Origin of the sequence: Pantoea vagans, from assembly GCF_004792415.1 — a bacterium.
GTDB classification, from domain to species: Bacteria; Pseudomonadota; Gammaproteobacteria; order Enterobacterales; family Enterobacteriaceae; genus Pantoea; species Pantoea vagans.
Genome location: NZ_CP038853.1, coordinates 2508573 through 2534561, shown reverse-complemented (window position 1 = coordinate 2534561; position 25989 = coordinate 2508573). Strand labels below are relative to the sequence as shown.

Sequence of the window (25989 nt, the reverse complement as noted above, 5' to 3'; positions counted from 1 at the left end):
GCTTTTTATGCCGCCAGAGAAAATCCGCGCCAGGGGGCGCGGAAATCGGAATTACTGCGTAAAGGGAATGACCAGTTCGCCGGGCTTCACTTCCAGTCCTTTGGCAAATTTCTTCGCCAGCGATTCGCCTTTGCTGCGGTCAGCGCTGAGCACATAGGCGGGTTTTTGATCAAAATAGCTTTTCAGCGACTGATTAAGATAAGGCGTCAGCGTCTTCATGATTGAGGCCATTTTTTCCGGAGCAACCTGGGCATCGACAATCTCCAGATCGCGCAGATAAATTGCGCCCTGCTGCTGATCATAAACCGGCTGAGCACGCATCTTCAGTTGCATATCAGCCTGCTGCGGGCCAAACAGTGAAGTGACGTTGATTTTTGCGTTACCGGAGAGCGTCACTTTACCCGGCTCTTCGCGGCCAATCTGGCTGGTCAGGTTGTTAAGCACGATGTGTGCGTTAACCAGTCCGGAGACGCCAATATCTTTCTCGTAGTTGTTGTGCTTTTGCAGCGCCTGATTCACTTCCTGTTCGCTGATGGTGTATTGCGTCAGTTGATTACAGCCGCTGACCAGCAGCGCCATCAACAGGGCAGTCAGCCCGAAAAAAGCCTTTTTCATCGATCTTTATCCTGAATATCAGAGCCAGTAAACAGGCCATAGCCTGCCTGAATGCGTGCAGGGTGTCATCAGGAAAGGGATGAGAAACGCCGCAGCGTCTCTCATCAGGACGGGATTAATGCGCTATCGAAGAGAGCAGATTAACCTGGGTCTGTTTGGCCATGTTATCGCGGTAGTCCGCCACCCGGCTCGGCCAGTCGATACCGGCGACCAGCGTCAGGGAGCGCAGTAGCGGGAAGAGATTAAAATCATCTTCCGACAGTTCGCCGTTTACCGCATTAGGCTGAACGATGAGTTTGTCCAGTTTGCGCAGATCCTCACTCACATTCTTAATCAGCCCGGCCGAGTGACTCTTCAGCGTTTCAAAATCACCGAGGCTCGCCTGTTTTTTGCTGCGGAAATAGTTACGCGCCTCAGGCGTCGCGAACTCGGCAAAGGCCGCTTCGGCAATGCGCGGCAGCAGCAGTTTATTGACATAGCTGTTCATGTGACGCAGCCAGTCGCCAATCGCCGGGTTCAGCGCGCCGGTGATCAGCGGCGCGCCATCCTGTTGATCGACGTAATGCACGATCTCCATGCTCTCAGGCATTGCGCTGCCATCCTGCTTTTGCAGAATCGGTGCCATTTTCTGCCCGATCAGTCGTTTTGGCGTCTCTTCATCGTCGTTGAGCATCACCACCAGCTCAACCGGCTTATTCTTCAGACCGAAAATCATTCGCGCCTTAACGCAGAAAGGACAGTGGTCATAGATATAGAGTTTCATCCTGATCTCCCGGATTTTTACAGGTTTAGTGTTTAACAGAGTGAATCAATTCATCCTGTTTTCGGGCGCTCAAAAAGTATGGAAGAGATTACCCTGCAGGGCAAACCTGCCAGCCAGGATAGGTGGCTGTAGCCGGGCGAACCGGCGGGTCATCGCTGTGATAACAGAGCAAAATCAACCTCCTTAAAGCTAAACCGCTGTAACGTTTTACCGCAGCCCAGGCGGCGGTTATAGTGAAAGCCGGGTAATGACGGCTTTCACTCACAGCCATTGATTTCAGGAGTCAGGATGTTTGGCTATCGTTCTGCCGCGCCCAGGGTGCGATTAACCACCGATCGTCTGGTGGTCCGTCTGGTTCACGAACGTGATGCCTGGCGAATGGCAGATTACTATTCGGAAAACCGCCTGTTTTTAAAACCGTGGGAGCCGGTGCGCGATGACAGCCACTGCTACCCGTCGGGCTGGCAGGCGCGCCTCGGGCTGATTTCCGACATGCATAAGCAGGGTTCGGCCTTCTATTTCATTTTAATGGACAGCGATGAAACCGAAGTGCGTGGCGTGGCGAACTTCAGCAACGTGTTGCGCGGTTCCTTTCACGCCTGTTATCTCGGCTATTCACTGGGTGAAAAGTGGCAGGGGCAGGGGCTGATGTTTGAAGCCCTGCAGTCGGCTATCCGCTATATGCAGCGCCAGCAGCATATTCACCGCATCATGGCGAACTACATGCCGCACAACCAGCGCAGCGGCGATCTGCTGGCGCGACTCGGTTTTGAAAAAGAGGGTTACGCGAAAGATTATCTGCTGATCGACGGACGCTGGCAGGATCACGTGCTGACAGCCTTAACCCTGCGGGAATGGACGCCTGACCGGCGTGGACAATAATGAGGACGCGAGCATGAAGATGGCTTTATCCGCGCAGGTATTGCGCGTGCTGGGCTGCCTGCTGGAGAAGCAGGTCACCACGCCAGAGCAGTATCCGCTGTCATTGAATGGCGTAGTGGTGGCCTGTAATCAGAAATCGAATCGCGAGCCGGTGATGGAGCTGAGTGAAAGCGAGGTACAGAATAAGCTCGATCAGCTTGAAAAGCGTCATCTGGTCACCGGCAGCAGCGCCGCCGGACAGCGGGTGGTGAAATATGAGCAGCGTTTCTGTAACTCCGCGTTTGGTACACTGAAACTCAATAGTGCGGAAGTCGCTCTTCTCACCCTGCTACTGTTGCGCGGGCCGCAGACGCCAGGCGAACTGCGTACCCGCAGCGGTCGTCTGCACGAGTTCAGTGATGTCGGCGAAGTCGAGCAGACGCTGGAAGGCTTGATGCAGCGCGAAGACAGTGCACAGGTCATCCGCCTGGCGCGTGAGCCAGGCAAGCGTGAAAGCCGCTTTATGCATCTGCTGGGCGATGAAGATGACGCCCATCAGGCTGCCGACGCGCCGGAGGAGCAGGGCGACCTGGCGGCGCGCGTCACTACGCTGGAACAGCAGGTCGCAGCACTTCAGGCACAACTCACCCAATTGCTGCAACCGGAGAGCTGAGATGACATTACGTATTGGCGTGGTGGGATTGGGCGGTATCGCACAGAAAGCCTGGCTGCCGGTGCTGTCGGCCGCGACAGACTGGACGCTGGTGGGGGCGTTTTCCCCGAATCAGGCCAAAGCCCGCCCGATCTGTGACAGCTATCGCATGCAGTGCTTTGGCTCACTGAATGAGTTAGCCGCAGCCTGCGACGCGGTGTTTGTTCACAGCAGCACCGCCACCCACTATGAGGTGGTCAGGGCGCTGCTGCTGGCAGGAAAAGATGTCTGCGTCGACAAGCCGCTGGCTGAAACCCTGGAGCAGGCTGAAGCGCTGGTGGCGCTGGCGGAAAAACGCCAGCGTAAGCTGATGGTGGCGTTTAACCGCCGGTTCGCCCCGCGCTATCAGCAGCTGCGGGCGAAGATGGCTGGCGCGGCTTCTCTGCGGATTGAAAAGCACCGCAGCGACAGCGTCGGACCTCTGGATCTTCGCTTTACCCTGCTTGATGACTACCTGCATGTGGTGGACACCGCGCTCTGGCTGGGCGGCAAGCCGTTTCGCCAGGTTCAGGGACGCATTGATACCAACGAGCAGGGGCAGATGCTCTATGCCGAGCACCATTTCGCTGTTGACGGCCTGGCGATCACCACCAGCATGCACCGGCGCGCGGGCAGTCAGCGCGAGCGGGTCAGCGCAGTGTGTGACGGTAAGTGCATCGACATCAGCGAGATGCGCGACTGGCAGGAAGAGCGCAGTGATGGCCTGCTAATCACCCCGCCGCCCGCCTGGCAGAGCCATCTGACGCAGCGCGGCTTCAGCGGTGCAGCACGCCATTTTATTGACTGCGTACAAAATCAGACGAAGCCTGAAACCAGCGGTGAGCAGGCGCTGATGGCGCAGCGTGTGGTGGAAAAACTGTGGCGTGAGGCGACGCAGGAATAACGCCTTGTAACACTCCGTGCTGGTCATTTCCCTCCGTGGCAGTAGACTGTCGCCGGGCATCCTCGGGTGCCCGCGCTAATTCTCCTTTTTTGCCGATTCTTTTCAGGATGCGCCGTCAATTATGAATTTGTTGAAATCGCTGGCAGCGGTCAGTTCTATGACCCTGTTTTCCCGCGTACTGGGCTTTGCCCGTGATGCCATCGTGGCGCGGGTGTTTGGTGCCGGAATGGCGACCGATGCCTTTTTTGTTGCGTTTAAACTGCCCAATCTGCTGCGCCGTATTTTTGCTGAAGGCGCATTCTCACAGGCGTTCGTGCCGATTCTGGCTGAATATAAAAGCAAGCAGGGTGAAGAGGCGACGAAACTGTTCCTGGCGTACGTCTCAGGCCTGCTAACGCTGGCACTGGCGCTGGTCACGGTGGCGGGGATGATCGCTGCGCCCTGGGTCATCATGGTCACGGCTCCAGGCTTTGCCGACAGTGCCGATAAGTTTGCCCTGACCAGCTCGCTGCTGCGGGTGACGTTCCCCTACATTATGCTGATCTCGCTGGCCTCGCTGGCGGGGGCGGTGCTGAACACCTGGAACCGCTTCTCGGTGCCGGCGTTTGCGCCAACCCTGCTGAATGTCAGCATGATTGGTTTTGCGCTGTTTGCTGCGCCGCACTTTCGTCCACCGGTAATGGCGCTGGCCTGGGCGGTAGTCGCGGGCGGCGTGCTGCAGCTCGGCTATCAGCTTCCTCACCTGAAAAAGCTGGGAATGCTGGTGCTGCCGCGTCTTAATCTGCGCGACGCGGGCGTGTGGCGAGTGATGCGTCAGATGGGACCGGCCATTCTGGGCGTTTCCGTCAGTCAGATCTCGCTGATCATTAACACCATCTTCGCCTCGTTTCTGGTTTCGGGTTCGGTCTCCTGGATGTACTACGCGGATCGCCTGATGGAGTTTCCTTCGGGTGTGCTGGGCGTGGCGCTGGGCACCATTCTGCTGCCGTCGCTGGCTAAAAGTTTTGCCAGCGGCAACCATGATGAATATTCCCGACTGATGGACTGGGGGCTGCGCCTCTGCTTCCTGCTGGCGCTGCCAAGTGCCGTGGCGCTGGGCATGCTCTCCGGTCCGCTGACCGTGGCGCTGTTCCAGTACGGTAAGTTCACCGCCTTTGATGCATTGATGACGCAGCGTGCGCTGATCGCCTACTCCGTCGGACTGATGGGTCTGATTGTGGTTAAGGTGCTGGCGCCGGGCTTCTATTCCCGTCAGGACATCAAAACGCCGGTGAAAATCGCGATTATCACGCTGATCATGACGCAGCTAATGAACCTGGCGTTTATTGGCCCGCTGAAACATGCCGGTCTGTCACTGTCGATTGGTCTGGCGGCCTGTCTGAATGCGTCGCTGCTCTACTGGCAGCTGCGTAAGAAGAATATCTTTATGCCGCAGCCGGGCTGGAGCAGCTTCCTGCTCCGCCTGCTGATCGCTGTGGTGGTGATGGCCGGCGCGCTGTTTGCCATGCTGCAGTGGATGCCAGCCTGGGAACAGGGCTCCATGCTGTGGCGACTGCTGCGTCTGGCGGCGGTTTGTGCTGTCGGCGGCGGCGCTTATTTCCTGGCGCTGGGAGTGCTGGGCTTCAGGCTGCGCGACTATGCACGGCGCACCGCTGTGTAAGACTGAGCGTAAAGCAGACAATAAAAAATCCCGCACCAGGCGGGATTTTTTTCGCTACTTTGCGGCTCAGGCTTTTCGACTTAACGTTGCCTGACCTTTACCCATCCCATCCGGGCCATAAAAGGCCTGAGTCTGATGCGGCTTCAGCACTTCAAGTGCATTTTCGGTGTAGCGAATCTGATGCTGCAGCAGCATGCCATTATGAACATTGGCATCCTGCAGACGACGGGTATGCTGCTGAATAGTGTCCCAGCGGCGCGCCATGTCGTTCTGACCACGATAAGGTGCCGATGTCGCCTGACTCTGTTCAGCGGTGCGGCGCATCTCATCCAGATAGTTCAGCGTACTGAGCAGTGCACTTTTATCTTCGGTGATGCGCTGCAACAGGTTGCTGTTAATGCTGCCCGCTGCCAGTTGCTGCTGCTCTTCTTCCAGCACCGCTGAAAGCGACGCCAGCACGTCCTGCATCTTATCTAATGTGGTCTGCAAATTACTCATGGGAATTAATTACCCTCTAAATACGCCTTAGTGTCGGCAATCAGCGCATCGGCGATTTTGCCGGTATCCATCTTCAGTTCGCCATTACGAATGGCGGTTTTCAGTTGTTCAACGCGCTCGACGTTAATATCTTTGCTGCTCGGCTGCATCAGCTGCGACTGCGCGCTGCTCAGGCTGACCTGGGCTGCAGCGGGGGTCGTGGCTGCCACCGGGCTGGCACTCTGACGCACTTTGCTGCTGCCAGACTCACTGCTGTCGCGGCTCTGTACGGTGCTGGCGGGTTTCAGAGGTTGCGTTCTGTCAATGCTCATATTCGGGCTCCTGTACGGTCAGGGGAAGTCTGCCACCTGAATCATAATAGCGTTATCGCTTTGTTGATTCTTCTATCGGCAGCACTGCGGGCTTCTTTAACACTTTACAGCGTTATAAGAATATTCCCATCCTCTCGCACCTTACCGCTGACAATCTGGCCATTTCCCATCCTCACCCGAACCGACTGCGAGCGGGCGGCGTTGTTCAGCGCCTTGCCCTCACCGCTGGCGTCAAAGCCGTCCCCGCTGGCAATCACCATCACATTCTGACCCGCCTTTACGCGCCATGGCTGACGCAGCGTGGAGGGATTAATCGGCTGTCCTGGCTGGATATCACGCAGCACTACGGCGTCTGCGACTGCGTCCGCATTCAGCAGGGCGCGGGCAGGCAGGGTATCAAGACGGCCGGTCTGCAGCGTGAAATCACTTTCGCTGACGCTGCTGCCCTGGCTCAGCAGCCGGGTCGCCACCAGATAAGACCCGGTGACCTGAACCTGTACCTGGATATAACGGCGATTCTCATCGCAGTTTGCCGCCACGCTCATGTTGCCCCATAACCGGCTATTGCCTGGCAGGGTGAACTTAGGCGTCTCACAGGCTGGCCATTGCTCTTTCGGCGTGCGAACCACTACTACCATGCCTTCAGCATGCTGAGCGTCACGCGCTTTAAAAAATTGATTCAGTTGTGCATTGAGATCCCCGGCAGAAGCCGGCAGGGCGATCACGACCAGCAGGCTGGTCAGCAGGGTCAGATATCGACGCATTGTGCAGTTCCTCACTGATGATGGCGACGAGTGTACCCGTTAAGAAAAATCCTCAATTGTCAAAATAGCGGTCATTTAAGGCGTTATTCAGACGATGACGGCTTGCTTTTTCAAATTAAGCTGCGAGCTCGAAATTCTCATACGCGGAGGAAACATGCTCGACAAACTGGATGCGGCGCTGAAATTTGGAACGGAGGCCCTCAACCTGCGTGCTCAACGTCAGGAGATCCTGGCGTCAAATATTGCCAACGCCGATACCCCTGGTTATCAGGCCCGGGATATCGACTTTGCCAGCGAGCTGAGTCGGGTGATGTCCAATGGTCGTGCGGAAGGCAGCAGCATGGCGTTAAAAGTCACGTCAGCTCGCCACATTGAAGCACAGACAAACGGGGCGCCATCAATGGATATGCTTTATCGCATTCCTGACCAGCCTTCTGCCGACGGCAACACCGTAGATATGGACCGTGAGCGTACACAGTTCGCGGATAACAGCCTGAAATATCAAACCGACCTCACCCTCATCAGTAGCCAGATCAAAGGCATGATGAGCGTGTTACAAGGGCAATAATTATGGCCTTGCTGAATATTTTTGACATTGCCGGCTCAGCGATGACCGCGCAATCACAGCGATTAAACGTCAGTGCCAGTAACCTGGCAAACGCCGACAGCGTCACCGGCCCCGATGGCAAGCCTTACGTGGCAAAGCAGGTGGTCTTCCAGACCGATGCGGCACCGGGTTCTGCGACCGGCGGTGTGAAAGTGGCACGCGTCGTGGACGATCCGACACCTGCGAAGCTGGTCTATGACCCGGGCAACCCGATGGCCGATGCCAAAGGCTACGTGAAGATGCCGAACGTGGATGTGGTTTCTGAAAGCGTCAACACCATGTCGGCGTCACGCAGCTACCAGGCCAACGTCGAGGTGCTCAACACCGTGAAGTCGATGATGATGAAAACCCTGACGATCGGGCAATAACGGAGAAGAATTATGGCTATCGCGGTAGGCGTTAATGAAAAGCTGGACCCCACGGTCCTTAGCTCATCCAGCACCAGTGCAACCGGCAACAACGCACAGGATTTACAGAATCAGTTCCTGACCATGCTGGTGACGCAGTTAAAGAACCAGGATCCAACCAATCCAATGGATAACAGCCAGCTCACCACGCAGCTGGCACAGATCAATACCCTGAGCGGCATTGAAAAACTGAATACCACACTGGGATCGATCTCCGGACAGATCAGCACCAGCCAGTCGCTGCAGAGCTCCACGCTGATTGGGCATGGCGTGATGGTTAATGGCGGACAGATTCTGGTAGGCAACGGCACCACAACGCCATTCGGCGTGGAGCTGGCTTCCGCCTCTACCGGCGCATCCGCCACCATTAAAGATGCCAATGGCACGGTGATCGACACCGTCGATCTGGGCGCGCTGAGCGCTGGCGTCCACACCTTCTCGTGGGATGGCAAGCTGACTGATGGCTCTGTCGCACCGGATGGTAAATACAGCGTTGCGATTGCCGCAAGCAATGGCAACACACAACTGGTGGCACAACCGCTTAACTACGCCTACGTCAATGGGGTGAGTACTGCGAACAACACCACAAAACTGGATCTCGGCACCATGGGCTCCGCCACCCTTGACGACGTACGTCAGATTCTCTGATTAACCTGTAGACAGGAAACAAACACATGTCATTTTCCCAAGCGGTCAGCGGCCTTGGTGCTGCTTCAAGTAACCTTGATGTCATCGGTAACAATATTGCCAACTCCGCGACAGCGGGCTTTAAATCCAGCACCATCGCGTTTGCCGATATGTTTGCCGGTTCTAACGTCGGTCTCGGTACCAAAGTTGCTGCGGTGATCCAGAACTTTAACGATGGCGCGACCACCACCACCAGCCGTGGCCTGGACGTTGCGCTGAGCGGCAACGGTTTCTTCCGTATGACCGACAGCAGCGGCGGCGTCTTCTATTCACGTAACGGCCAGTTAACACTGGATGCCAACCGTAACCTGGTAAACACCCAGGGTCTGAACGTGACCGGCTATCCGGCAAGCGGTTCACCGGCCACTATCCAGTCGGGTGCTAACCCGGTAGCGCTGCGTATTCCTACCGAGCAGATGCCAGCCCGCGCCACCACCACGGCCGGTCTGGTTGCCAACCTGAACTCAACGGATACCACGCCAACGGTGACCACCTTCTCGACGGCGAACGCAGACAGCTACAACAAGAAAACCACCGCCACCGTGTTCGATTCGCAGGGTAATGACCACGCGCTCGACATGTATTTCGTGAAAGACACCACCAGCAACAGCTGGACAGTCCACACCATTGATGGCAACACCGGCACCTCAGCGGGTGACTTCAGAATGGCGTTTGACACCAGCGGTAAGCTGACCAGCGTCTCTAAGCTGGATGCTACCGGTGCCGTTGTGAGCACCACCACGGATGGCACCGTCGGCCTGACGCTGAACGTGGGTGGCGCCAATGGCGCGGTCGCCAATCAGCCGATCAACCTGAGCATGCTGGGCAGCCTGCAGCAGAACACCGGCGCTACCACCTTTGGCAGCCCGACGCAGGATGGCTATGCGCCAGGCGATCTGACCAGCTACGCGATCAATGATGACGGCACCATTACCGGCAGCTACTCAAACAAGAAAACCCAGCTGCTGGGTCAGATTGTCCTGTCGAGCTTCTCAAACCCGGAAGGTCTGGAATCGAAAGGCGACAACGTCTGGCAGGCTTCGAGCGCATCCGGTCAGGCAGCCATTGGTCTGGCTAACACCGGCACCTTCGGTTCACTGACGTCGGGCGCACTGGAATCGTCCAACGTCGACATGAGTAAAGAGCTGGTGAACATGATCGTCGCGCAGCGTAACTATCAGGCGAATGCGCAGACCATCAAAACTCAGGACCAGATTCTCAACACGCTGGTTAACTTACGCTAATTCGCTAACAGGATTGCCATATGGATCACGCGATATATACCGCGATGGGCGCGGCCAGCCAGACGCTGGATCAGCAGGCGGTTACCGCCAGCAACCTCGCCAACGCCTCAACACCGGGTTTTCGTGCACAGCTGAATGCGCTGCGCGCGGTGCCGGTGAGTGGCTGGTCGCTGCCGACCCGTACGCTGGTCGCCGCCTCGACACCCGGCGCCGACATGAGTCAGGGCGCGATGGATTACACCGAGCGTCCGCTCGATGTGGCGGTGCAGCAGGATGGCTGGCTGGCGGTGCGTACCGCTGACGGCAGCGAAGCCTATACCCGCAACGGCAATATGCAAATCAGTCCGACCGGTACGCTGACGGTTCAGGGCAATCCTGTGATGGGCGATGGCGGTCCGATTGTGATCCCGCAGGGTACGGAAATCACCATTGCGGCAGACGGCTCTATCACCGGGCTGAACGCCGGTGATTCACCGAACGCCACGGTTCAGCTAGGCAAGCTGAAGCTGGTCAGGGCAACCGGGCAGGAGCTGCAGCGCAGTGATGACGGCATGTTCCGTCCTACTGCGTCGACGCAGGCGACCCGCGGTGCTGCACTGCAGGCTGACGCCACTATGCAGGTGATGCCTGGCGTGCTGGAAGGCAGCAACGTCAAACCAGTGGAAACCATGGTCGATATGATCGCCAACGCCCGACGTTTTGAGATGCAGATGAAAGTCATCACCAACGTCGACGAAAATGAACAAAAAGCCAATCAGCTCCTGAACATGAGCTAAGGCGCGAGGATAACAACATGATTCGTTCTTTATGGATCGCTAAGACCGGTCTTGATGCGCAGCAGATGAACATGGACGTCATTGCCAACAACCTGGCAAACGTCAGCACCAACGGCTTTAAACGTTCACGTGCCGTGTTCGAAGATCTGATGTACCAGACTATGCGCCAGCCGGGCACGCAGTCATCAGAACAGACAACGCTGCCATCGGGCCTGCAGATCGGTACCGGTGTACGTCCGGTGACCACTGAGCGTCTGCACACCCAGGGCAACCTGTCGCAGACCAGTAACTCAAAAGATATCGCTATTAACGGTCAGGGTTATTTTCAGATTCAGATGCCGGACGGCACCTCTGCGTATACCCGTGATGGCGCGTTTCAGGTTGATCAGAACGGCCAGCTGGTGACCAACTCCGGTTTCCCGGTGCAGCCAGGCATTACCATTCCGGCCAACGCTACCAGCATTACGGTGTCGCGTGACGGTGTGGTCAGCGTGACGCAGCAGGGGCAGGCTCAGGCCGCGCAGGTCGGTCAGTTAACGCTGAGCACCTTTATGAACGACGCCGGTCTCGATAGCGTGGGTGAAAACCTCTACAAAGAAACGCAGGCATCGGGCGCACCGACAGACAGTACCCCAGGCCAGAACGGCGCGGGTCTGCTCTATCAGGGCTATACCGAAACCTCGAACGTTAACGTGGCGGAAGAGCTGGTCACCATGATTCAGACGCAGCGCGCTTACGAAATCAACAGCAAGGCGATCAGCACCTCTGATCAGATGCTGGCGAAATTAACTCAGCTTTAATCCCGAACAGGGCCAGCCCGTGCTGGCCTGAGATACAGACATTAATAAGGTCGTGACACCGTGGCGAAGCAACAGATTCTCAAGCCTGGACATTGGTTAGTCGCCTCGTTGCTGCTAACTCTTAACGGATGTGCCCTGGTCCCGCGTACTCCGCTGGTCGAAGGGGCAACCACGGCGCAGCCGATGCCGTCCGCGCCACCGGTGGTAAACGGCTCTATATTCCAGGGCGTCGCGCCACTTAACTACGGCTATCAGCCGCTGTTTGAAGATCGCCGTCCACGCAACATCGGCGATACCCTGACCATCACGCTGCAGGAAAACGTCAGCGCCAGCAAAAGCTCCTCAGCCAGTGCCAGCCGCGACGGCAGCAACAGCTTTGGTGTGAGCGGCGTGCCGACGGGTCTGGCAGGCCTGGTGGGTGCAGGTGGCGAAAAAGCCAATCTCAGCGCCGAAGGCAAAAACGACTTCGCAGGTAAAGGCGGCGCATCTGCCAATAACACCTTTACCGGCACCATTACCGTCACCGTGGATCAGGTGTTGTCAAACGGCAACCTGCACGTGGTCGGTGAAAAACAGATCGCCATTAATCAGGGCACGGAGTTCATTCGCTTCTCGGGCGTGGTCAACCCACGCACCATCAGCGCCAGTAACGCCGTGTTATCTACCGCTGTCGCCGATGCACGTATTGAGTACGTCGGAAATGGTTACATCAATGAGGCGCAGACCATGGGCTGGTTCCAGCGTTTCTTCCTGAACATCTCGCCGATGTAAGAGGTTTCAATGAAAAAGTTAACGCTGTTACGCGCCGGGCTGGCGCTGCTGCTGGGCGTCAGCCTGCTGGCCAAAGCCGATTTGATTCGTGATTTAACTACGGTACAGGGCGTACGTGATAACCAGCTGCTGGGCTACGGCCTGGTGGTGGGTCTGGATGGCACCGGTGACCAGACCACGCAGACGCCATTTACTACCCAGACAGTGAGCAACATGCTGTCACAGCTTGGCATCACTGTGCCCGCGGGTACCAACATGCAGCTGAAAAACGTGGCAGCCGTTATGGTGACCGCTAAGCTGCCGTCGTTTGCCCGTCAGGGACAGAACCTGGATGTGGTGGTCTCATCGCTGGGTAACGCCAAAAGCCTGCGCGGCGGCACGCTGTTAATGACGCCGATGAAAGGGGTCGATAACCAGGTCTATGCGCTGGCGCAGGGCAACATCCTGGTCGGTGGTGCGGGTGCCTCTGCGGGCGGCAGCAGCGTTCAGGTCAACCAGCTGAACGGTGGCCGCATCACCGGCGGTGCAACGGTTGAACGTGAACTGCAGAGCAACTTTGGCTCGCAGAACACCCTTAACCTGCAGCTTAATACTGAAGATTTCTCGATGGCGCAGCGTATTGCTGATGCGATCAACGCTCGTGGCGGTTATGGCGCAGCGCAGCCGCTGGATGCCCGTACCGTGCAGATCCGCGTGTCACCCAATAATGGTGCGCAGGTGCGTCTGCTGGCTGAGATCCAGAACATTGATGTCTCGATTCCGGTTGAAGATGCCAAAGTGATCATCAACTCCCGTACCGGCTCGGTAGTCATGAACCGCGAAGTTACGCTGAATCAGTGTGCGGTAGCGCAGGGCAACCTGTCAGTGACGGTTAATCAGCAGCAGAACGTCAGTCAGCCTGATACACCGCTGGCCGGTGGTCAGACCGTGGCGACGACGCAGACCCAGATCGATCTGCGCCAGACCGGCGGTGCGCTGCAGCGCGTCAATGCCAGCGCTAACCTGAACAACGTAGTGCGTGCGCTGAATGCGCTGGGTGCATCACCTATCGAACTGATGTCGATTCTGCAGTCGATGCAGAGTGCCGGCTGTCTGCGTGCCAAACTGGAAATTATCTGATGGCTGATATGCAATCTGTCACGAGTCCGGCTTTCGACAGCCGCTCCCTGAATGATCTTAAACGCCAGGCGAGCAACGATCCGAAAGGACATGCGTTGCAGGTTGCACGTCAGGTTGAAGGGATGTTTGTACAGATGATGCTGAAGAGTATGCGCGATGCGTTGCCGCAAGACGGCATTATGGGCAACGAGCAGACCAAACTCTTTACCTCTATGTATGACCAGCAGATTGCACAGGAGATGGGCAAGCGTGGCCTCGGCCTGGCGGAAACCATCGTCAAACAGATGCAGCCCGCCACCGCGCCGGATGAAAAAGCCGGTACGGTGCCGATGAAGCTGGATAACAGCTTTATTCTCAGCACCAGCGGGGCCACACCACTGCCCGCCCAGCAGCTGGAGCAGATGGTGCGTAAGGCGATGCCACGACTGCCGCCGGTCGCGTCACCGACGGGGCTGCCGAGCGACAGCCGTGAGTTTATCGCTCAGCTGACGCAGCCAGCGCAGGCGGCCAGTCAGCAGAGTGGTATTCCGCATCACCTGATTCTGGCGCAGGCGGCGCTGGAGTCGGGCTGGGGCCAGCGACAGATCCTGACCCGCGACGGCAAGCCGAGCTATAACGTGTTCGGGATTAAAGCCAGCGGTGACTGGAAAGGTGAGACCACCGATATCATGACCACCGAATATGAGCAGGGTGCAGCGAAGAAAGTCCGTGCCAGCTTCAGGGTGTACAACTCCTATTTCGAGGCGCTGACCGACTACGTCAAACTGCTGACCAAAAACCCTCGCTATGCGGCGGTGACCAACGCCTCAAGCGCAGAGCAGGGCGCGCAGGCGTTACAGGCGGCAGGCTATGCCACCGACCCGAAATATGCGCAAAAGCTGGTGGGAATGATTCAGCAATTCAAAAGCATGGGCGACAAAGTCGTCAAAGCGTACAGCCAGGATATTGGCGACCTGTTCTGATTATTTCGCCTCAAGTTTCACTTAAGCAAGCCGATAACATCCCTATAGCCAGAAGCGTTTTCGCCTGCTGGCGCCCACTTTGATGTCTGCCAGCCCGGTTGACGGGGAACGTAAGGAACCGAGATGTCCAGCATAATTAACTCCGCGATGAGCGGATTGAGTGCCGCGCAGGCCGCTCTGAGCACCACCAGTAACAACATTTCTAACTACACCGTGGCGGGCTATTCACGTCAGACCACGGTACTGGCGCAGGCGAACAGTACCCTTCAGGGTAATAGCTATTATGGTAACGGCGTGAACATCACCGGTGTACAACGTGAATATGATTCATTCATTGCCACACAGCTGCGGGGTGCCAGCGCGAGCTACAGTGCGGTCGATACTCAGCATACGCAGATTTCTAACATTGACGATCTGCTGTCGACCGCGACGACCAGCCTGTCAACCTCGCTGCAGGGCTTCTTTACCAACCTGCAGAACGTCGTCAGCAACGCCAACGATCCGTCAGCGCGTCAGTCGATGCTCAGCAATGCGCAGGGTCTGGTGAACCAGTTCCAGACCTCAGCGCAATACCTGAACAATATGCAGAACAGCGTCAATTCCGATGTCAGTTCCAGTGTTAAACAGGTCAACACGATCACCAGCCAGATTGCCGATCTTAACCAGCAGATTGGTAAGCTGACTAATGGCAACGGTGCTGCGCCTAACGATCTGCTTGATAAGCGTGATCAGCTGGTCAATGACCTGAATAAAGTCGTTGGCGTGACGGTATCGCAGCAGGATGGCAATTACACCGTATCTATGGCCAACGGCCTGACGCTGGTGAACGGCAACAAATCTCACGATCTGGTGGCGATGAACTCCAGTAGCGATCCGACGCGCACCACGATTGGCTATGTCGATAAGCAGGCGGGCAATGTTGAGATCCCGGAAAAGCTGATCACCACGGGTTCGCTGGGCGGTCTGCTGGCGTTCCGTACTCAGGATCTGGATCTGGCACAGAATCAGCTGGGTCAGTTAGCGGCGGCGTTTACTACCAGCTTTAACGATGTCCACAAGCAGGGCTTTGACAGCAACGGCGACCAGGGCGTCGATTTCTTTAATATCGGCAGTCCAACTATGGTGAGCAACAGTAAAAACAGTACCGCTGCCTCGGTTACCGCAGAGTGGACCGATACCAGCGCGCTGAAAGCCACTAACTATAACGTCAGCTTTGACGGCACAAACTGGAGCGCCACGCGTGCCTCTGACGGTACCGCAGCCGCCATCACGCAGAGTACTGATGCCAGTGGCAACACCACGCTGAGTTTTGATGGCCTGAAACTGACTGTGGGTGCCTCACCTGCACCTGCCGCCAAAGACAGCTTCCTGGTGAAGCCGGTGCAGAATGTGATTAACGACATGTCCGTGGCAATCACCAGTGAATCTCAGGTGGCTGCTGCAAGCGCGGTTGGCGGTGAAAGTGATAACCGCAATGCGCAGAAACTGCTGAATCTGCAGGATGTAAAGCTGGTCGGCGGTAATGCCACGCTGTCGCAGGCCTATGCGGCTATCGTCAGCACCGTGGGTAACAAAACCAGCTCGCTGGAAACGACCAGTACGACTCAGAAAAGTGTGGTCAGTCAGCTGACCGAACGCCAGCAGTCGGTCTCTGGCGTCAACCTTGATGAAGAGTACGCCAATCTGACCAAGTATCAGCAATATTACATGGCCAATGCGCAGGTGCTCCAGACTGCCAGCACCGTGTTTAACGCATTGATCAATATTCGCTAAGGGCAGGAGATAACATGCGAATCAGTACAAATATGATTTTTGAGCAGCAGGTGCGCGGCATCACTGACTCACAGGCCTCCTGGCTGAAAGTGGGCGAGCAGCTTTCCAGCGGTCGCCGTGTAACGAATCCCTCGGATGACCCGATTGCCGCGTCACGTGCTGTGGTGCTGACTCAGACTCAGCAGCAGGGTGAACAGTATGCGCTCGCGCGCACCTTCGCTGAACAGGGGCTGTCACTGGAAGACAATACGCTGAAAGGCGTAACCAATGGCATCATTGCGGCGCAGGGGCTAATCGTCAATGGTTCAACCGGTACGCTGAGCGACGACGATCGTGGTTCGATTGCTACTCAGCTGGAGGGTGTTCGCGCCCAGTTGCTGAACCTGGCCAACAGCAAAGATGCCAATGGCCGCTACATTTTTTCCGGCTATAAAACCGACAGCGCGCCTTTTGTTGATAAGGCGGGCACGGGTGTCAGTTATGCAGGCGGCACCGATGCAATCACCCAGAAGGTTGATACCAGTCGTACTATGACCGTGGCGCATACAGGTGACAGCATCTTCATGTCAATCACCGGCAATGCCACCAAAGAGCCGGATGGCAGCGCCAGCGAAACCAATCTGTTTAAAATGCTGGATAGCGCCATTGCAGCACTGAAAGTCCCGCAGGATGATGCTGATGCCGCGACTAAGCAGACATTCCAGGATGCAATGGATAAAACCAACCGCGGACTGGGCAACGCGCTGAATAATGTCTCAACCGTGGTTTCTGAGATTGGTACTCAGCTTGGTGAAATTGATACGCTGAATGCGCAGGGCGATGACCGTAAAGTGATTTACAGCTCGCAGATGAGTGACCTGGTTAACGTGGATTTAACGGAAGCGGCTTCCAGCTATACCATGCAGCAGACAGCACTTCAGGCCTCTTATAAGACCTTTACTGATATGTCCAAGATGTCTCTGTTCCAGATGAATTCGTAGTCTGACCTGAAATTTTGAGCGTACTTTAACCGGATGCGCTTACTTTTTCCCACTCTCCTGCTAAAGGAGAGTGGGATTTTTTTGCCTGTGATTCAGCTGGTGGCAGGGCGATTTGTCATAAAGTCTGCCTGTATAGCTTTCCTGCTTCCTCATTTCACACTACCCCGCAGCCATGCATGCCTGATGCTTCCCCGCACTTTGTTACGGCCAAAATGACTGACGCCGTCTTTACTGATAACTGACGACGTAAGCGAGGTGGTAGTAATTCTTTTTCTGCCTGTGGACTGAATTGATGCCATAAAAAAACCCCGGCTTTCAGGCCGGGGTTCAGTTCACAACAGCTTATGCGTTACGGCTTTGTCGCCGGGGCAGTGGCCTGATGGGTGGCGCTATGACCACCCGCAGAGCCGCGGCCGTCGAACTCATACGGCGCACGGACCCAGTCACTGTGCGGAGCCGGTTCTGACTGCCAGACCGGCGCAGGCGCTTTGGTCATCGGCGCAGAGGCATAGTGCTTCCAGCGCGTACCGTCATTCGGCACCGCTTTAGCAGCCGGCGCTGATGTAGCAGGTTCAGTCGCCTCAACGGGTGCTTCAGGCGCGACATCACGCGCGGCAACCGGCGCATGAGGTTCACTGACTGGCGCGATTTCAGCGTTAGCAGCAACCGGCGCGTTCAGCACTTCTTCCACCTCTGCTGCAATCGCTTCGCTGACATCAGTAGCTGACTGCTCAGCAACGTCGGCAGGCTGTGCAACGTCGGCAGGCTGTGAAACCTCAGCAGCTGGCGTTACCACCGCTGTATCGGTGACCGGTTCAGCAGGCTGTGACACGGGCGTTTCAGCGACGGGCTCAGCAGGCGCGGCTTCAGCCGCTACAGCTTCCGCTTTAGCTTCATCAGCAGCCGGAACAACAGAAGGCTGCTCGTCAACCGGGGCGTCGATAGCACGGGTATCGTCAGTGTTGACGATCGCCACCGGCGTTTCTGCCTGCGGCTCGGCCTGTTGCACTGGTGCGTCCTGAGCAACCGATTCAACGGCGGCAGCAACCGGCAGCGCTGGGGTCGCGTCTGCGGTCTCTTCACTGTTATAAGCTGGCGTCTCATGCGTTACATTCTGAACCTGCTCTTCGCTGGCCTGGCTCACCGGATAGCGAATCCAGACTTTGCCGGATGCCATTTCAGGTGAAGCAGCGGCAGCGGCCAGAGGCATAGCTGACTGCGTCGGATAACGCTCATCACGGTAACGACGACGACGCTGTCCGCTGACGCGCAGATGACGTGGCGAACGACGTGAACGACGCGGCATATTGGCGTTATCACGGCTGTCGTTGTCATCCTGCTCGTCACTCTGCGAAGCCTGGAAATCAGGCTGTGTCTGAGCAACGTCAGCTGGCTGTGACTGACGCACTTCAGCAGGCTGGGCGATGTCGCTGGCTTCGGCTGGCATAGGCGGACGGTTATCATCCACACGCACCTTCTGTTTCAGCTGACGCGGCTTACGACGCGGCATAACCTGAACGCGTTCATCATCCTGCGCCTCAGTGACGTCCAGGGCTTCAGCAACGACGGCTGGCTGCTCAGCCGCTTTGGCCGCTTCTTCACCGGCACGTTTCTCTTCCTGACGATGACGCTGACGCTCAGCACGCTGCTCACGGCGCTGTTGCTGCTGCTCATCACGCTGCTGACGCGCTTCTTCGCTCAGTGCCGGACGCTCTTCGCGCACTTCACCCGTCTGAGACTGACGCTTGTTGCGACGGTTGTCGTTGCCATCGCGCGGCTCGCGGCTTTCACGTGGCTCACGACTTTCGCGCGGTTCACGGCTTTCACGCGGCTCGCGACTTTCGCGTGGTTCACGGCCTTCACGGGACTGTGCATTGTCACCGTTACGCGGCGTACGTTCACGGCGATTGTTGTTACGACGGTTGTTATTGTTGCTGCGGCGCTCGCCACGGCCACTGTTGCTTTCCTGCTCTTCGGTCGCTTTCTGCGGTTCAGCAACCTCAGTGGCCACTGGTGCAGCAGCAGGCGCTTCTTCGCCAGCGAACATTTTTTTCAGGCCACCAAACAGACGTCCGAAGAAACCGGTGCTGACGGTCGCTGGTGCAGCAACAGCCGGGGCTGATTTTGCTGCTGGCTGAGCTTCAGTGCGTTTCACTTCAGGCTCAACTTCTACCGGCGCAGGAGGCGCATCAGGCATCACAAAGGCGGCCAGAGCAGGCTGCTCAGGACGACGGCGCTCAGCATGTTCCTCTTCTGACGGCATCGCCATTTCGGCTTCATGCAGCTTCGGCAGATGGTAGCTCAGGGTCTGTGTCTCTTCGCCTTTGCGCACGCGCAGCACGGAGTAGTGCGGGGTCTGCATCTTGTCATCAGGAACGATGATTGCCCGCACGCCACCCTGGCGTTTTTCGATCGCGTTAACCGCTTCACGTTTTTCATTCAGCAGGTAAGAAGCAACCTGAACCGGAACAATGGCGTGAACTTCTTTGGTATTGTCTTTCAGCGCTTCTTCTTCAATCAGACGCAGAATGGACAGCGCCAGTGACTCGTTATCACGGATGGTGCCGGTGCCACTACAGCGTGGGCAGACGTGATGACTGGATTCACCTAATGACGGGCTCAGACGCTGACGGGACATCTCCAGCAGGCCGAAACGTGAAATGTGGCTGATCTGAATGCGGGCGCGGTCCTGACGGACAGCTTCACGCAGACGGTTCTCAACGGCGCGCTGATGGCGTACCGGCGTCATATCGATGTAATCGATAACGATCAGGCCGCCCAGGTCACGCAGGCGCAGCTGACGGGCAATCTCATCGGCCGCTTCAAGGTTGGTGTTGAAGGCCGTCTCTTCGATGTCACCGCCACGCGTGGCGCGAGCTGAGTTGATATCGATAGCGGTCAGCGCTTCGGTACTGTCGATCACAATCGAACCACCGGAAGGCAGGCGGACTTCACGCTGGAAGGCGGATTCGATTTGCGATTCGATCTGATAGTGGCTGAACAGCGGGATTTCACCGGTGTAGAGCTTAATTTTGCTGCTGAAGTCCGGACGACCCAGCGCCGCGATATGCTGACGCGCGAGTTCCAGCACTTTCGGGTTATCGATAAGGATTTCACCGATGTCCTGACGCAGATAGTCGCGGAAGGCGCGCACAATCACGTTACTTTCCTGATGGATCAGGAACGGAGCAGGGCGGTTTTCAGCGGCTTTCTTAATCGCTTCCCAGTGCTTGAGACGGAAGCTTAAGTCCCACTGCAGCGACTCGGCAGATTTGCCAACGCCGGCAGTGCGCACAATCAGGCCCATGCCTTCCGGCAGATCCAGCGCTGACAGGGCTTCTTTCAGTTCGGTACGATCGTCACCTTCGATGCGGCGAGAGATACCGCCTGCACGTGGGTTATTCGGCATCAGTACCAGGTAGCTGCCCGCCAGAGAGATAAAGGTTGTCAGCGCAGCGCCTTTGTTGCCGCGTTCTTCTTTATCGATCTGAACAATGACTTCCTGGCCTTCACGCAGCACGTCTTTAATATTCGGACGACCATGTGCGTTGTAGCTGGAGGGGAAATATTCGCGGGAAATTTCTTTTAACGGGAGGAAACCGTGACGCTCTGCGCCATAATCGACAAACGCAGCTTCAAGGCTGGGTTCAATTCGAGTGATTTTACCTTTGTAGATGTTGGCTTTTTTCTGTTCGTGTCCAGGACTTTCGATATCCAGATCGTACAGACGCTGACCGTCAACCAGGGCAACGCGCAACTCCTCCTGCTGAGTTGCGTTTATTAACATTCTTTTCATCGTGACTTACTCGTTATTCTTTCATGAGTGATTACAGCTGCGGGCATAGTTACCCTGGACGAGTATCAACCGATGGCCCCGTGACTTAGTGCAATGTCGTCAACCTCACGGCTGTCGACCGCGCGAGGGGCGCAAATAACGTCGGTGGCCTGTTTTTCATAAGGGAAAACAGCACCAGATAGTGGAAATGCCTGAGAGAATAATGAAAACCCGTGCATCCCATACTGTTGTCCAGGCCGCAACCCGCAGCCCGCTAAGTGCCTGATTTCGCATTACGTCTTACGCCATTGCTGCGTGTCTGCTCAATCCGGCAAAATGACAATTTCGCTCGGTTTCTGCTCTGAAATGCTTCAGTTAAGAAACTCAGGCATTATTCCATTGCTAACCTTCATATAGCAAGGCGACTTTAGCCAGCTTGTGAAGTTTCTTTACATTTAACTTGCTAATGTGTCGGACAAAGCAGCGGTTTGCTGAAAAAGCCAGCAGAGAAGCGGCCTGCCATCACATCAACCCCAGAGTTAAGCACAGAAAAAGGGGTGGCGCTATCAGGGGACACTATTTAGAATCGCCGCCATGAAAACAGAGAATCCCGGCGTACATTTTGTCGCCATCACGGCTGAAAATGCCGGACAACGTATTGATAACTTTTTGCGCACCCAGCTCAAGGGTGTGCCAAAGAGCATGATTTATCGCATCGTACGCAAGGGCGAGGTGCGGGTGAATAAAAAGCGCGTCAAGCCAGAGTACAAACTGGAGGAGGGGGATGAGGTTCGCATTCCGCCGGTCCGGGTCGCGGAACGCGATGAAGACGCCGTATCACCTAAGCTGGCGAAGGTCGCTTCGCTGGCGGACGCTATCCTCTTTGAGGATGAGTCGCTGCTGGTGATGAACAAGCCCTCTGGCACGGCCGTGCATGGCGGCAGCGGACTCAGTTTCGGGGTGATTGAAGGGCTGCGTGCGCTGCGCCCGGAAGCGCGCTTCCTGGAACTGGTGCATCGCCTGGATCGTGACACCTCGGGCATTCTGCTGGTCGCAAAAAAACGCTCGGCGCTGCGTTCCCTGCACGAGCAACTGCGTGAAAAGGGGATGCAGAAAGATTATCTGGCCCTGGTACGCGGCAACTGGCCCTCGCATCTGAAGGTCGTTCAGGCTCCTCTGCTGAAAAATATTCTCCAGAGCGGTGAGCGTGTCGTACGCGTCAGCAGCGAAGGTAAAGCCTCTGAAACCCGCTTTAAAGTGGAAGAGCGGTTTGAGTTTGCCACACTGGTGAAAGCCAGTCCGGTCACCGGACGCACCCACCAGATTCGTGTACATACGCTGCATGCTGGTCATCCCATCGCCTTCGACGATCGCTATGGCGAACGTGACTTTGACAGCCAGCTGGCATCAACCGGTCTGAAACGCCTGTTCCTGCACGCGGCGGCACTGACCTTTACCCATCCCGGCACTGGCGAAGTCATGCGTGTCGAAGCGCCACTGGATGAGGGCCTGAAGCAGTGCCTGAATAAACTGCGTCAGCTTAAGGCGTAATCGCTCTCCGGCATCACTCCGTTAAAGGATTGATGCCGGCCTGCTGCAACATCCCGTTGAGTGCAATCAGCGGCAGCCCGACCAGCGTATTAGGATCGCGCCCCTCCATCCGGTCAAACAGACAAATTCCCAGACCTTCACTTTTAAAACTGCCTGCACACTGCAGCGGCTGCTCCTTTTCCACATACCCGGCGATTTCAGCGTCGGTCAAGGTGCGGAAATGCACCACGAAGGGTTCGCAACACTGCAGCAGCCTGCCACTGGCCGGATGAAACAGCGCCAGTCCGGTATAAAAGGTTATCGCCTTACCGCTGGCGGCACGCAGTTGCGCCCGCGCATTCTCAGCCGTGTGAGGTTTACCGGCGATCGCGCCATCCAGCACGCAGACCTGATCTGAGCCGATTATCCAGTGGCGGGGATAGGTTCCAGCCAGCGCCTGCGCTTTCGCCACGGCAAGACGAATCACCAGCGCTTCGGCATTTTCACCGGGCTGCGGTGACTCATCCACCTCAGGCGCAGCGGTAATAAAAGGCAGGCCCAGCTTGCGCAGTAATGCCTGCCGGAAGGGCGAGGTTGAAGCTAAAAGAATCGATGGCGTCATTTTTTTTCAATAGTGATAGCGAATTGGTGACAGTCATTTTAAACTGTGCGCCGCACTGGATGCGAATAGTGGTTGAAAGATGCTGTTTAACGGCCTTTTTCTTTGACTCTATGACATTACAAAGTTAATATGCGCGCCCTATGCAAAAGGTAAAATTACCCCTAACGCTGGACCCTGTCCGCACCGCTCAGAAGCGCCTTGATTATCAGGGTGTCTACACATCTGTTCAGGTGGAGCGTGTGGCCGAGTCGGTCGTTAGTGTGGACAGTGATGTGGATTGTGCCATGTCGTTTGCGGTTGATAACCAACGTCTGGCGGTACTGACGGGTACTGCTGAAGTACAGGTGACGTTACGTTGTCAGCGCTGCAACCAGACCTTTCCCCATCACGTAAAAGTGAGTTATTGCTTCAGCCCTGTCTCTTCTGAAGAGCAGGCCGAGGCATTACCGGAAGCGTACGAGCCGGTCGATGTCAACGAGTTTGGTGAGATCGATCTGCTGGCGGTTGTCGAGGATGAACTGATTCTCGCGCTGCCGGTCGTTCCGGTGCACGATTCTGAACACTGTGAAGTGTCCGAGGCGGACATGGTCTTTGGCAAACTGCCTGCAGAGGCGGAGAAACCAAATCCATTTGCCGTATTAGCCAGTTTAAAGCGTAAGTAATAGGAGTAAGGTCCATGGCCGTACAACAGAATAAACCCACCCGTTCTAAGCGTGGTATGCGTCGTTCACACGATGCGCTGACCACTGCTGCTCTGTCAGTAGATAAAGTTTCTGGCGAAACTCATCTGCGTCACCACATCACTGCGGACGGTTACTACCGCGGTCGCAAGGTTATCGTTAAGTAAGTTTCTTGCTTAGCAAGGCGATACCTTGACACGTTTGACCCTGGCGATTGATGCCATGGGCGGGGACTTCGGTCCCTGCGTGACAGTGCCTGCAGCATTGCAGGCACTGGCCTCTCATTCGGAACTATTCCTTCTTCTGGTCGGACATCCCGACACTCTCACGCCATTGCTTGCCAAAGCGGATTCCTCCCTGACGGGGCGTTTGCAGGTGATCCCTGCCGAATCGGTTATTGCAAGTGATGCGCGGCCCGCTCAGGCCATCCGTAACAGTCGCGGCAGTTCAATGCGCGTGGCACTGGAGATGGTGAAAGAGGGACGTGCAGAGGCCTGCATCAGCGCCGGCAATACCGGTGCGCTGATGGGGCTGTCGACACTCTTATTAAAACCGCTGGATGGAATTAAGCGTCCGGCGCTGATGTCCGTTTTACCGCATCAGCAACAGGGTAAAACCGTAGTGCTGGATCTGGGTGCGAATGTGGGCTCAGACAGTGCGATGCTGGTGCAGTTTGCTGTGATGGGGTCGGTGATGGCTGAGCATGTGCTTGGTATTCCACGGCCCCGTGTCGCGTTGCTCAACATTGGTCATGAAGAGACCAAAGGGCTGGAAACCATCCGCGATGCCGCAGTAGTGCTGCGAGAATCACCGCAAATCAACTATATTGGTTACCTCGAAGGTAACGAGCTGCTCACCGGCAAAACGGATGTGATGGTCTGTGACGGTTTTGTCGGAAACGTCACGCTGAAGACGATGGAAGGCGTGGTAAGAATGTTTCTTTCTCTGCTGAAGTCATCAGGGGAAGGTAAAAAACGGTCATGGTGGCTTCAGTTGCTGGGACGCTTAATCCAGAAACGTCTGGCGAAGCGCTTCGGGCAACTCAACCCTGACCAGTACAATGGCGCTTGTCTGTTAGGATTGCGCGGAACAGTGATCAAGAGTCACGGCGCAGCAAATCAACACGCCTTCGCCGTGGCGATAGAACAGGCAGAGCAGGCGGTGAGGCAGCAAATTCCCGAGCGAATTGCTGCGCGCCTTGATGCTGTATTAGCCAGGAGTGACAAAGCCTAGATGTATACCAAAATTATCGGTACGGGCAGTTATCTGCCCAGCCAGGTTCGCACCAATGCCGATCTGGAAAAAATGGTGGAGACGTCGGACGAGTGGATTGTTACCCGTACCGGCATCCGTGAGCGTCGCATTGCTGCGCCTGACGAAACCGTCGCCACCATGGGATTCAGCGCGGCGCAACGCGCGCTTGAAATGGCAGGCATTGAGGCGAACGATGTTGGGCTGATTATTGTCGCCACAACCTCGTCCAGCCATGCTTTCCCCAGCTCCGCCTGCATGATCCAGCAAATGCTGGAAATCAAAGATTGCGCGGCATTTGACCTTGCTGCCGCCTGTGCGGGTTTCACCTATGCACTGAGCGTAGCCGATCAATACATCAAAAATGGCGCGGTTAAGCATGCTCTGGTTATCGGCGCTGATGTCCTGGCGCGCGCGCTGGATCCGGAAGATCGCGGCACCATCATCCTGTTTGGTGATGGCGCGGGTGCGGTCGTGCTGGGCCAGAGTGAAGAGCAGGGGATTATCTCTACCCATCTTCATGCTGATGGTCGCTATGCGCAGCTTCTGACGCTGCCTTATCAGGATCGCGCCCATCAGGATCAGCCTGCCTATGTCACCATGGCAGGTAACGAAGTCTTCAAGGTCGCCGTCACCGAACTGGCCCACATCGTTGATGAAACGCTGCAGGCCAATAATCTCGATCGTGAAATGCTGGACTGGCTGGTGCCGCATCAGGCGAACCTGCGCATTATCAGCGCTACCGCGAAAAAACTTGGTATGACCATGGACAAAGTGGTCGTCACACTGGATCGCCATGGCAATACCTCTGCTGCATCGGTGCCAAGTGCACTGGATGAAGCGGTTCGTGATGGCCGCATCAAACCCGGACACCTTATTCTGCTGGAAGCCTTTGGTGGTGGATTCACCTGGGGTTCTGCGCTGGTTCGCTTTTGATT

General features: G+C 56.3%; 27 protein-coding genes. 20 read left to right on the top strand and 7 right to left on the bottom strand.

The window, feature by feature from the left end:
* Positions 1-51: 51 nt before the first annotated feature.
* On the bottom strand, positions 52-615 hold the full coding sequence (locus tag EGO56_RS11870) for a lipoprotein (protein WP_013357430.1): 564 nt from the start codon (positions 613-615) through the stop codon (positions 52-54).
* Between the two features lie 115 nt (positions 616-730).
* Positions 731-1378: a glutaredoxin 2 gene (grxB, locus tag EGO56_RS11865; RefSeq protein ID WP_135909274.1), complete on the bottom strand. Its 648-nt coding sequence runs from the start codon at positions 1376-1378 to the stop codon at positions 731-733.
* A gap of 288 nt (positions 1379-1666) precedes the next feature.
* Here grxB and rimJ point away from each other — a divergent pair, with 288 nt between their 5' ends.
* From rimJ to murJ, 4 genes are all read left to right on the top strand, one after another.
* A complete protein-coding gene (gene rimJ, locus EGO56_RS11860; protein WP_013357432.1) occupies positions 1667-2260 on the top strand; it encodes a ribosomal protein S5-alanine N-acetyltransferase in 594 nt (197 codons plus the stop codon).
* Between the two features lie 13 nt (positions 2261-2273).
* The gene (locus EGO56_RS11855) at positions 2274-2912 is read left to right on the top strand and encodes a DUF480 domain-containing protein (RefSeq protein WP_135909272.1); all 639 of its coding nucleotides are present in this window, start codon (positions 2274-2276) and stop codon (positions 2910-2912) included.
* A gap of 1 nt (position 2913) precedes the next feature.
* Positions 2914-3834, top strand: coding sequence for a Gfo/Idh/MocA family protein (locus EGO56_RS11850; RefSeq protein ID WP_135909270.1), 921 nt, complete (start codon positions 2914-2916; stop codon positions 3832-3834).
* 121 nt (positions 3835-3955) lie between these two features.
* Positions 3956-5494, top strand: a complete 1539-nt coding sequence (murJ, locus tag EGO56_RS11845; protein WP_135909268.1) for a murein biosynthesis integral membrane protein MurJ — start codon at positions 3956-3958, stop codon at positions 5492-5494.
* A 66-nt stretch (positions 5495-5560) separates the two neighbouring features.
* Here murJ and flgN read toward each other — a convergent pair whose 3' ends face one another.
* From flgN to flgA, 3 genes are all read right to left on the bottom strand, one after another.
* Positions 5561-5992, bottom strand: coding sequence for a flagellar export chaperone FlgN (gene flgN, locus EGO56_RS11840; RefSeq protein WP_013357436.1), 432 nt, complete (start codon positions 5990-5992; stop codon positions 5561-5563).
* Positions 5993-5997: 5 nt separating this feature from the next.
* Positions 5998-6303 carry a flagellar biosynthesis anti-sigma factor FlgM gene (flgM, locus tag EGO56_RS11835; protein ID WP_033732238.1) on the bottom strand — a complete coding sequence of 102 codons (306 nt, stop codon included), beginning with the start codon at positions 6301-6303 and terminating at the stop codon, positions 5998-6000.
* Positions 6304-6407: 104 nt separating this feature from the next.
* Complete coding sequence (gene flgA, locus EGO56_RS11830; RefSeq protein WP_061062159.1) at positions 6408-7067, bottom strand: flagellar basal body P-ring formation chaperone FlgA; 660 nt, start codon at positions 7065-7067, stop codon at positions 6408-6410.
* A gap of 154 nt (positions 7068-7221) precedes the next feature.
* On the opposite strand from flgA, the gene flgB reads away from it, so the two are divergent.
* The 11 genes from flgB (at position 7222) to flgL (ending at position 17193) form a co-directional block, all read left to right on the top strand.
* Positions 7222-7635, top strand: a complete 414-nt coding sequence (flgB, locus tag EGO56_RS11825) for a flagellar basal body rod protein FlgB (protein WP_003849889.1) — start codon at positions 7222-7224, stop codon at positions 7633-7635.
* Between the two features lie 2 nt (positions 7636-7637).
* The gene (gene flgC, locus EGO56_RS11820; RefSeq protein WP_013357440.1) at positions 7638-8042 is read left to right on the top strand and encodes a flagellar basal body rod protein FlgC; all 405 of its coding nucleotides are present in this window, start codon (positions 7638-7640) and stop codon (positions 8040-8042) included.
* Positions 8043-8054: 12 nt separating this feature from the next.
* Positions 8055-8729: a flagellar hook assembly protein FlgD gene (gene flgD / locus EGO56_RS11815; protein ID WP_135909266.1), complete on the top strand. Its 675-nt coding sequence runs from the start codon at positions 8055-8057 to the stop codon at positions 8727-8729.
* Positions 8730-8755: 26 nt separating this feature from the next.
* Positions 8756-10012: a flagellar hook protein FlgE gene (gene flgE / locus EGO56_RS11810; protein WP_135909264.1), complete on the top strand. Its 1257-nt coding sequence runs from the start codon at positions 8756-8758 to the stop codon at positions 10010-10012.
* 20 nt (positions 10013-10032) lie between these two features.
* Positions 10033-10788, top strand: coding sequence for a flagellar basal body rod protein FlgF (locus EGO56_RS11805; RefSeq protein WP_013357443.1), 756 nt, complete (start codon positions 10033-10035; stop codon positions 10786-10788).
* A gap of 17 nt (positions 10789-10805) precedes the next feature.
* Positions 10806-11588 (top strand): flagellar basal-body rod protein FlgG, encoded by a 783-nt coding sequence (gene flgG / locus EGO56_RS11800; protein ID WP_003849881.1) that lies wholly within the window; start codon positions 10806-10808, stop codon positions 11586-11588.
* Positions 11589-11648: 60 nt separating this feature from the next.
* Positions 11649-12359, top strand: coding sequence for a flagellar basal body L-ring protein FlgH (locus EGO56_RS11795; RefSeq protein ID WP_033732242.1), 711 nt, complete (start codon positions 11649-11651; stop codon positions 12357-12359).
* 9 nt (positions 12360-12368) lie between these two features.
* Complete coding sequence (locus EGO56_RS11790) at positions 12369-13478, top strand: flagellar basal body P-ring protein FlgI (RefSeq protein WP_033732243.1); 1110 nt, start codon at positions 12369-12371, stop codon at positions 13476-13478.
* Positions 13478-14440: a flagellar assembly peptidoglycan hydrolase FlgJ gene (flgJ, locus tag EGO56_RS11785; protein ID WP_033732244.1), complete on the top strand. Its 963-nt coding sequence runs from the start codon at positions 13478-13480 to the stop codon at positions 14438-14440. The genes EGO56_RS11790 and flgJ overlap by 1 nt, the downstream gene beginning before the upstream one ends.
* A 123-nt stretch (positions 14441-14563) precedes the next feature.
* Complete coding sequence (gene flgK / locus EGO56_RS11780; protein WP_135909263.1) at positions 14564-16213, top strand: flagellar hook-associated protein FlgK; 1650 nt, start codon at positions 14564-14566, stop codon at positions 16211-16213.
* Positions 16214-16227: 14 nt separating this feature from the next.
* A complete protein-coding gene (gene flgL, locus EGO56_RS11775) occupies positions 16228-17193 on the top strand; it encodes a flagellar hook-associated protein FlgL (protein WP_135909261.1) in 966 nt (321 codons plus the stop codon).
* 349 nt (positions 17194-17542) lie between these two features.
* On the opposite strand, the gene rne is transcribed toward flgL, so the two are convergent.
* A complete protein-coding gene (gene rne / locus EGO56_RS11770; protein WP_135909259.1) occupies positions 17543-20989 on the bottom strand; it encodes a ribonuclease E in 3447 nt (1148 codons plus the stop codon).
* Between the two features lie 573 nt (positions 20990-21562).
* Between rne and rluC the strand changes: the two genes are divergently transcribed.
* Complete coding sequence (rluC, locus tag EGO56_RS11760) at positions 21563-22519, top strand: 23S rRNA pseudouridine(955/2504/2580) synthase RluC (RefSeq protein WP_033732248.1); 957 nt, start codon at positions 21563-21565, stop codon at positions 22517-22519.
* A gap of 13 nt (positions 22520-22532) precedes the next feature.
* Here rluC and EGO56_RS11755 read toward each other — a convergent pair whose 3' ends face one another.
* On the bottom strand, positions 22533-23120 hold the full coding sequence (locus tag EGO56_RS11755) for a Maf family protein (protein WP_135909257.1): 588 nt from the start codon (positions 23118-23120) through the stop codon (positions 22533-22535).
* A 140-nt stretch (positions 23121-23260) separates the two neighbouring features.
* Here EGO56_RS11755 and yceD point away from each other — a divergent pair, with 140 nt between their 5' ends.
* The 4 genes from yceD to EGO56_RS11735 are packed head-to-tail and all read left to right on the top strand — an operon-like array spanning position 23261 to position 25987.
* Entirely contained in the window at positions 23261-23782 is a 522-nt protein-coding gene (yceD, locus tag EGO56_RS11750) for a 23S rRNA accumulation protein YceD (protein ID WP_008925931.1), read from the top strand.
* A gap of 14 nt (positions 23783-23796) precedes the next feature.
* Positions 23797-23967 carry a 50S ribosomal protein L32 gene (gene rpmF / locus EGO56_RS11745; protein WP_003849870.1) on the top strand — a complete coding sequence of 57 codons (171 nt, stop codon included), beginning with the start codon at positions 23797-23799 and terminating at the stop codon, positions 23965-23967.
* 25 nt (positions 23968-23992) lie between these two features.
* Positions 23993-25033, top strand: coding sequence for a phosphate acyltransferase PlsX (plsX, locus tag EGO56_RS11740; RefSeq protein WP_013357452.1), 1041 nt, complete (start codon positions 23993-23995; stop codon positions 25031-25033).
* Positions 25034-25987, top strand: a complete 954-nt coding sequence (locus tag EGO56_RS11735; protein WP_031376570.1) for a beta-ketoacyl-ACP synthase III — start codon at positions 25034-25036, stop codon at positions 25985-25987.
* Positions 25988-25989: the final 2 nt, after the last annotated feature.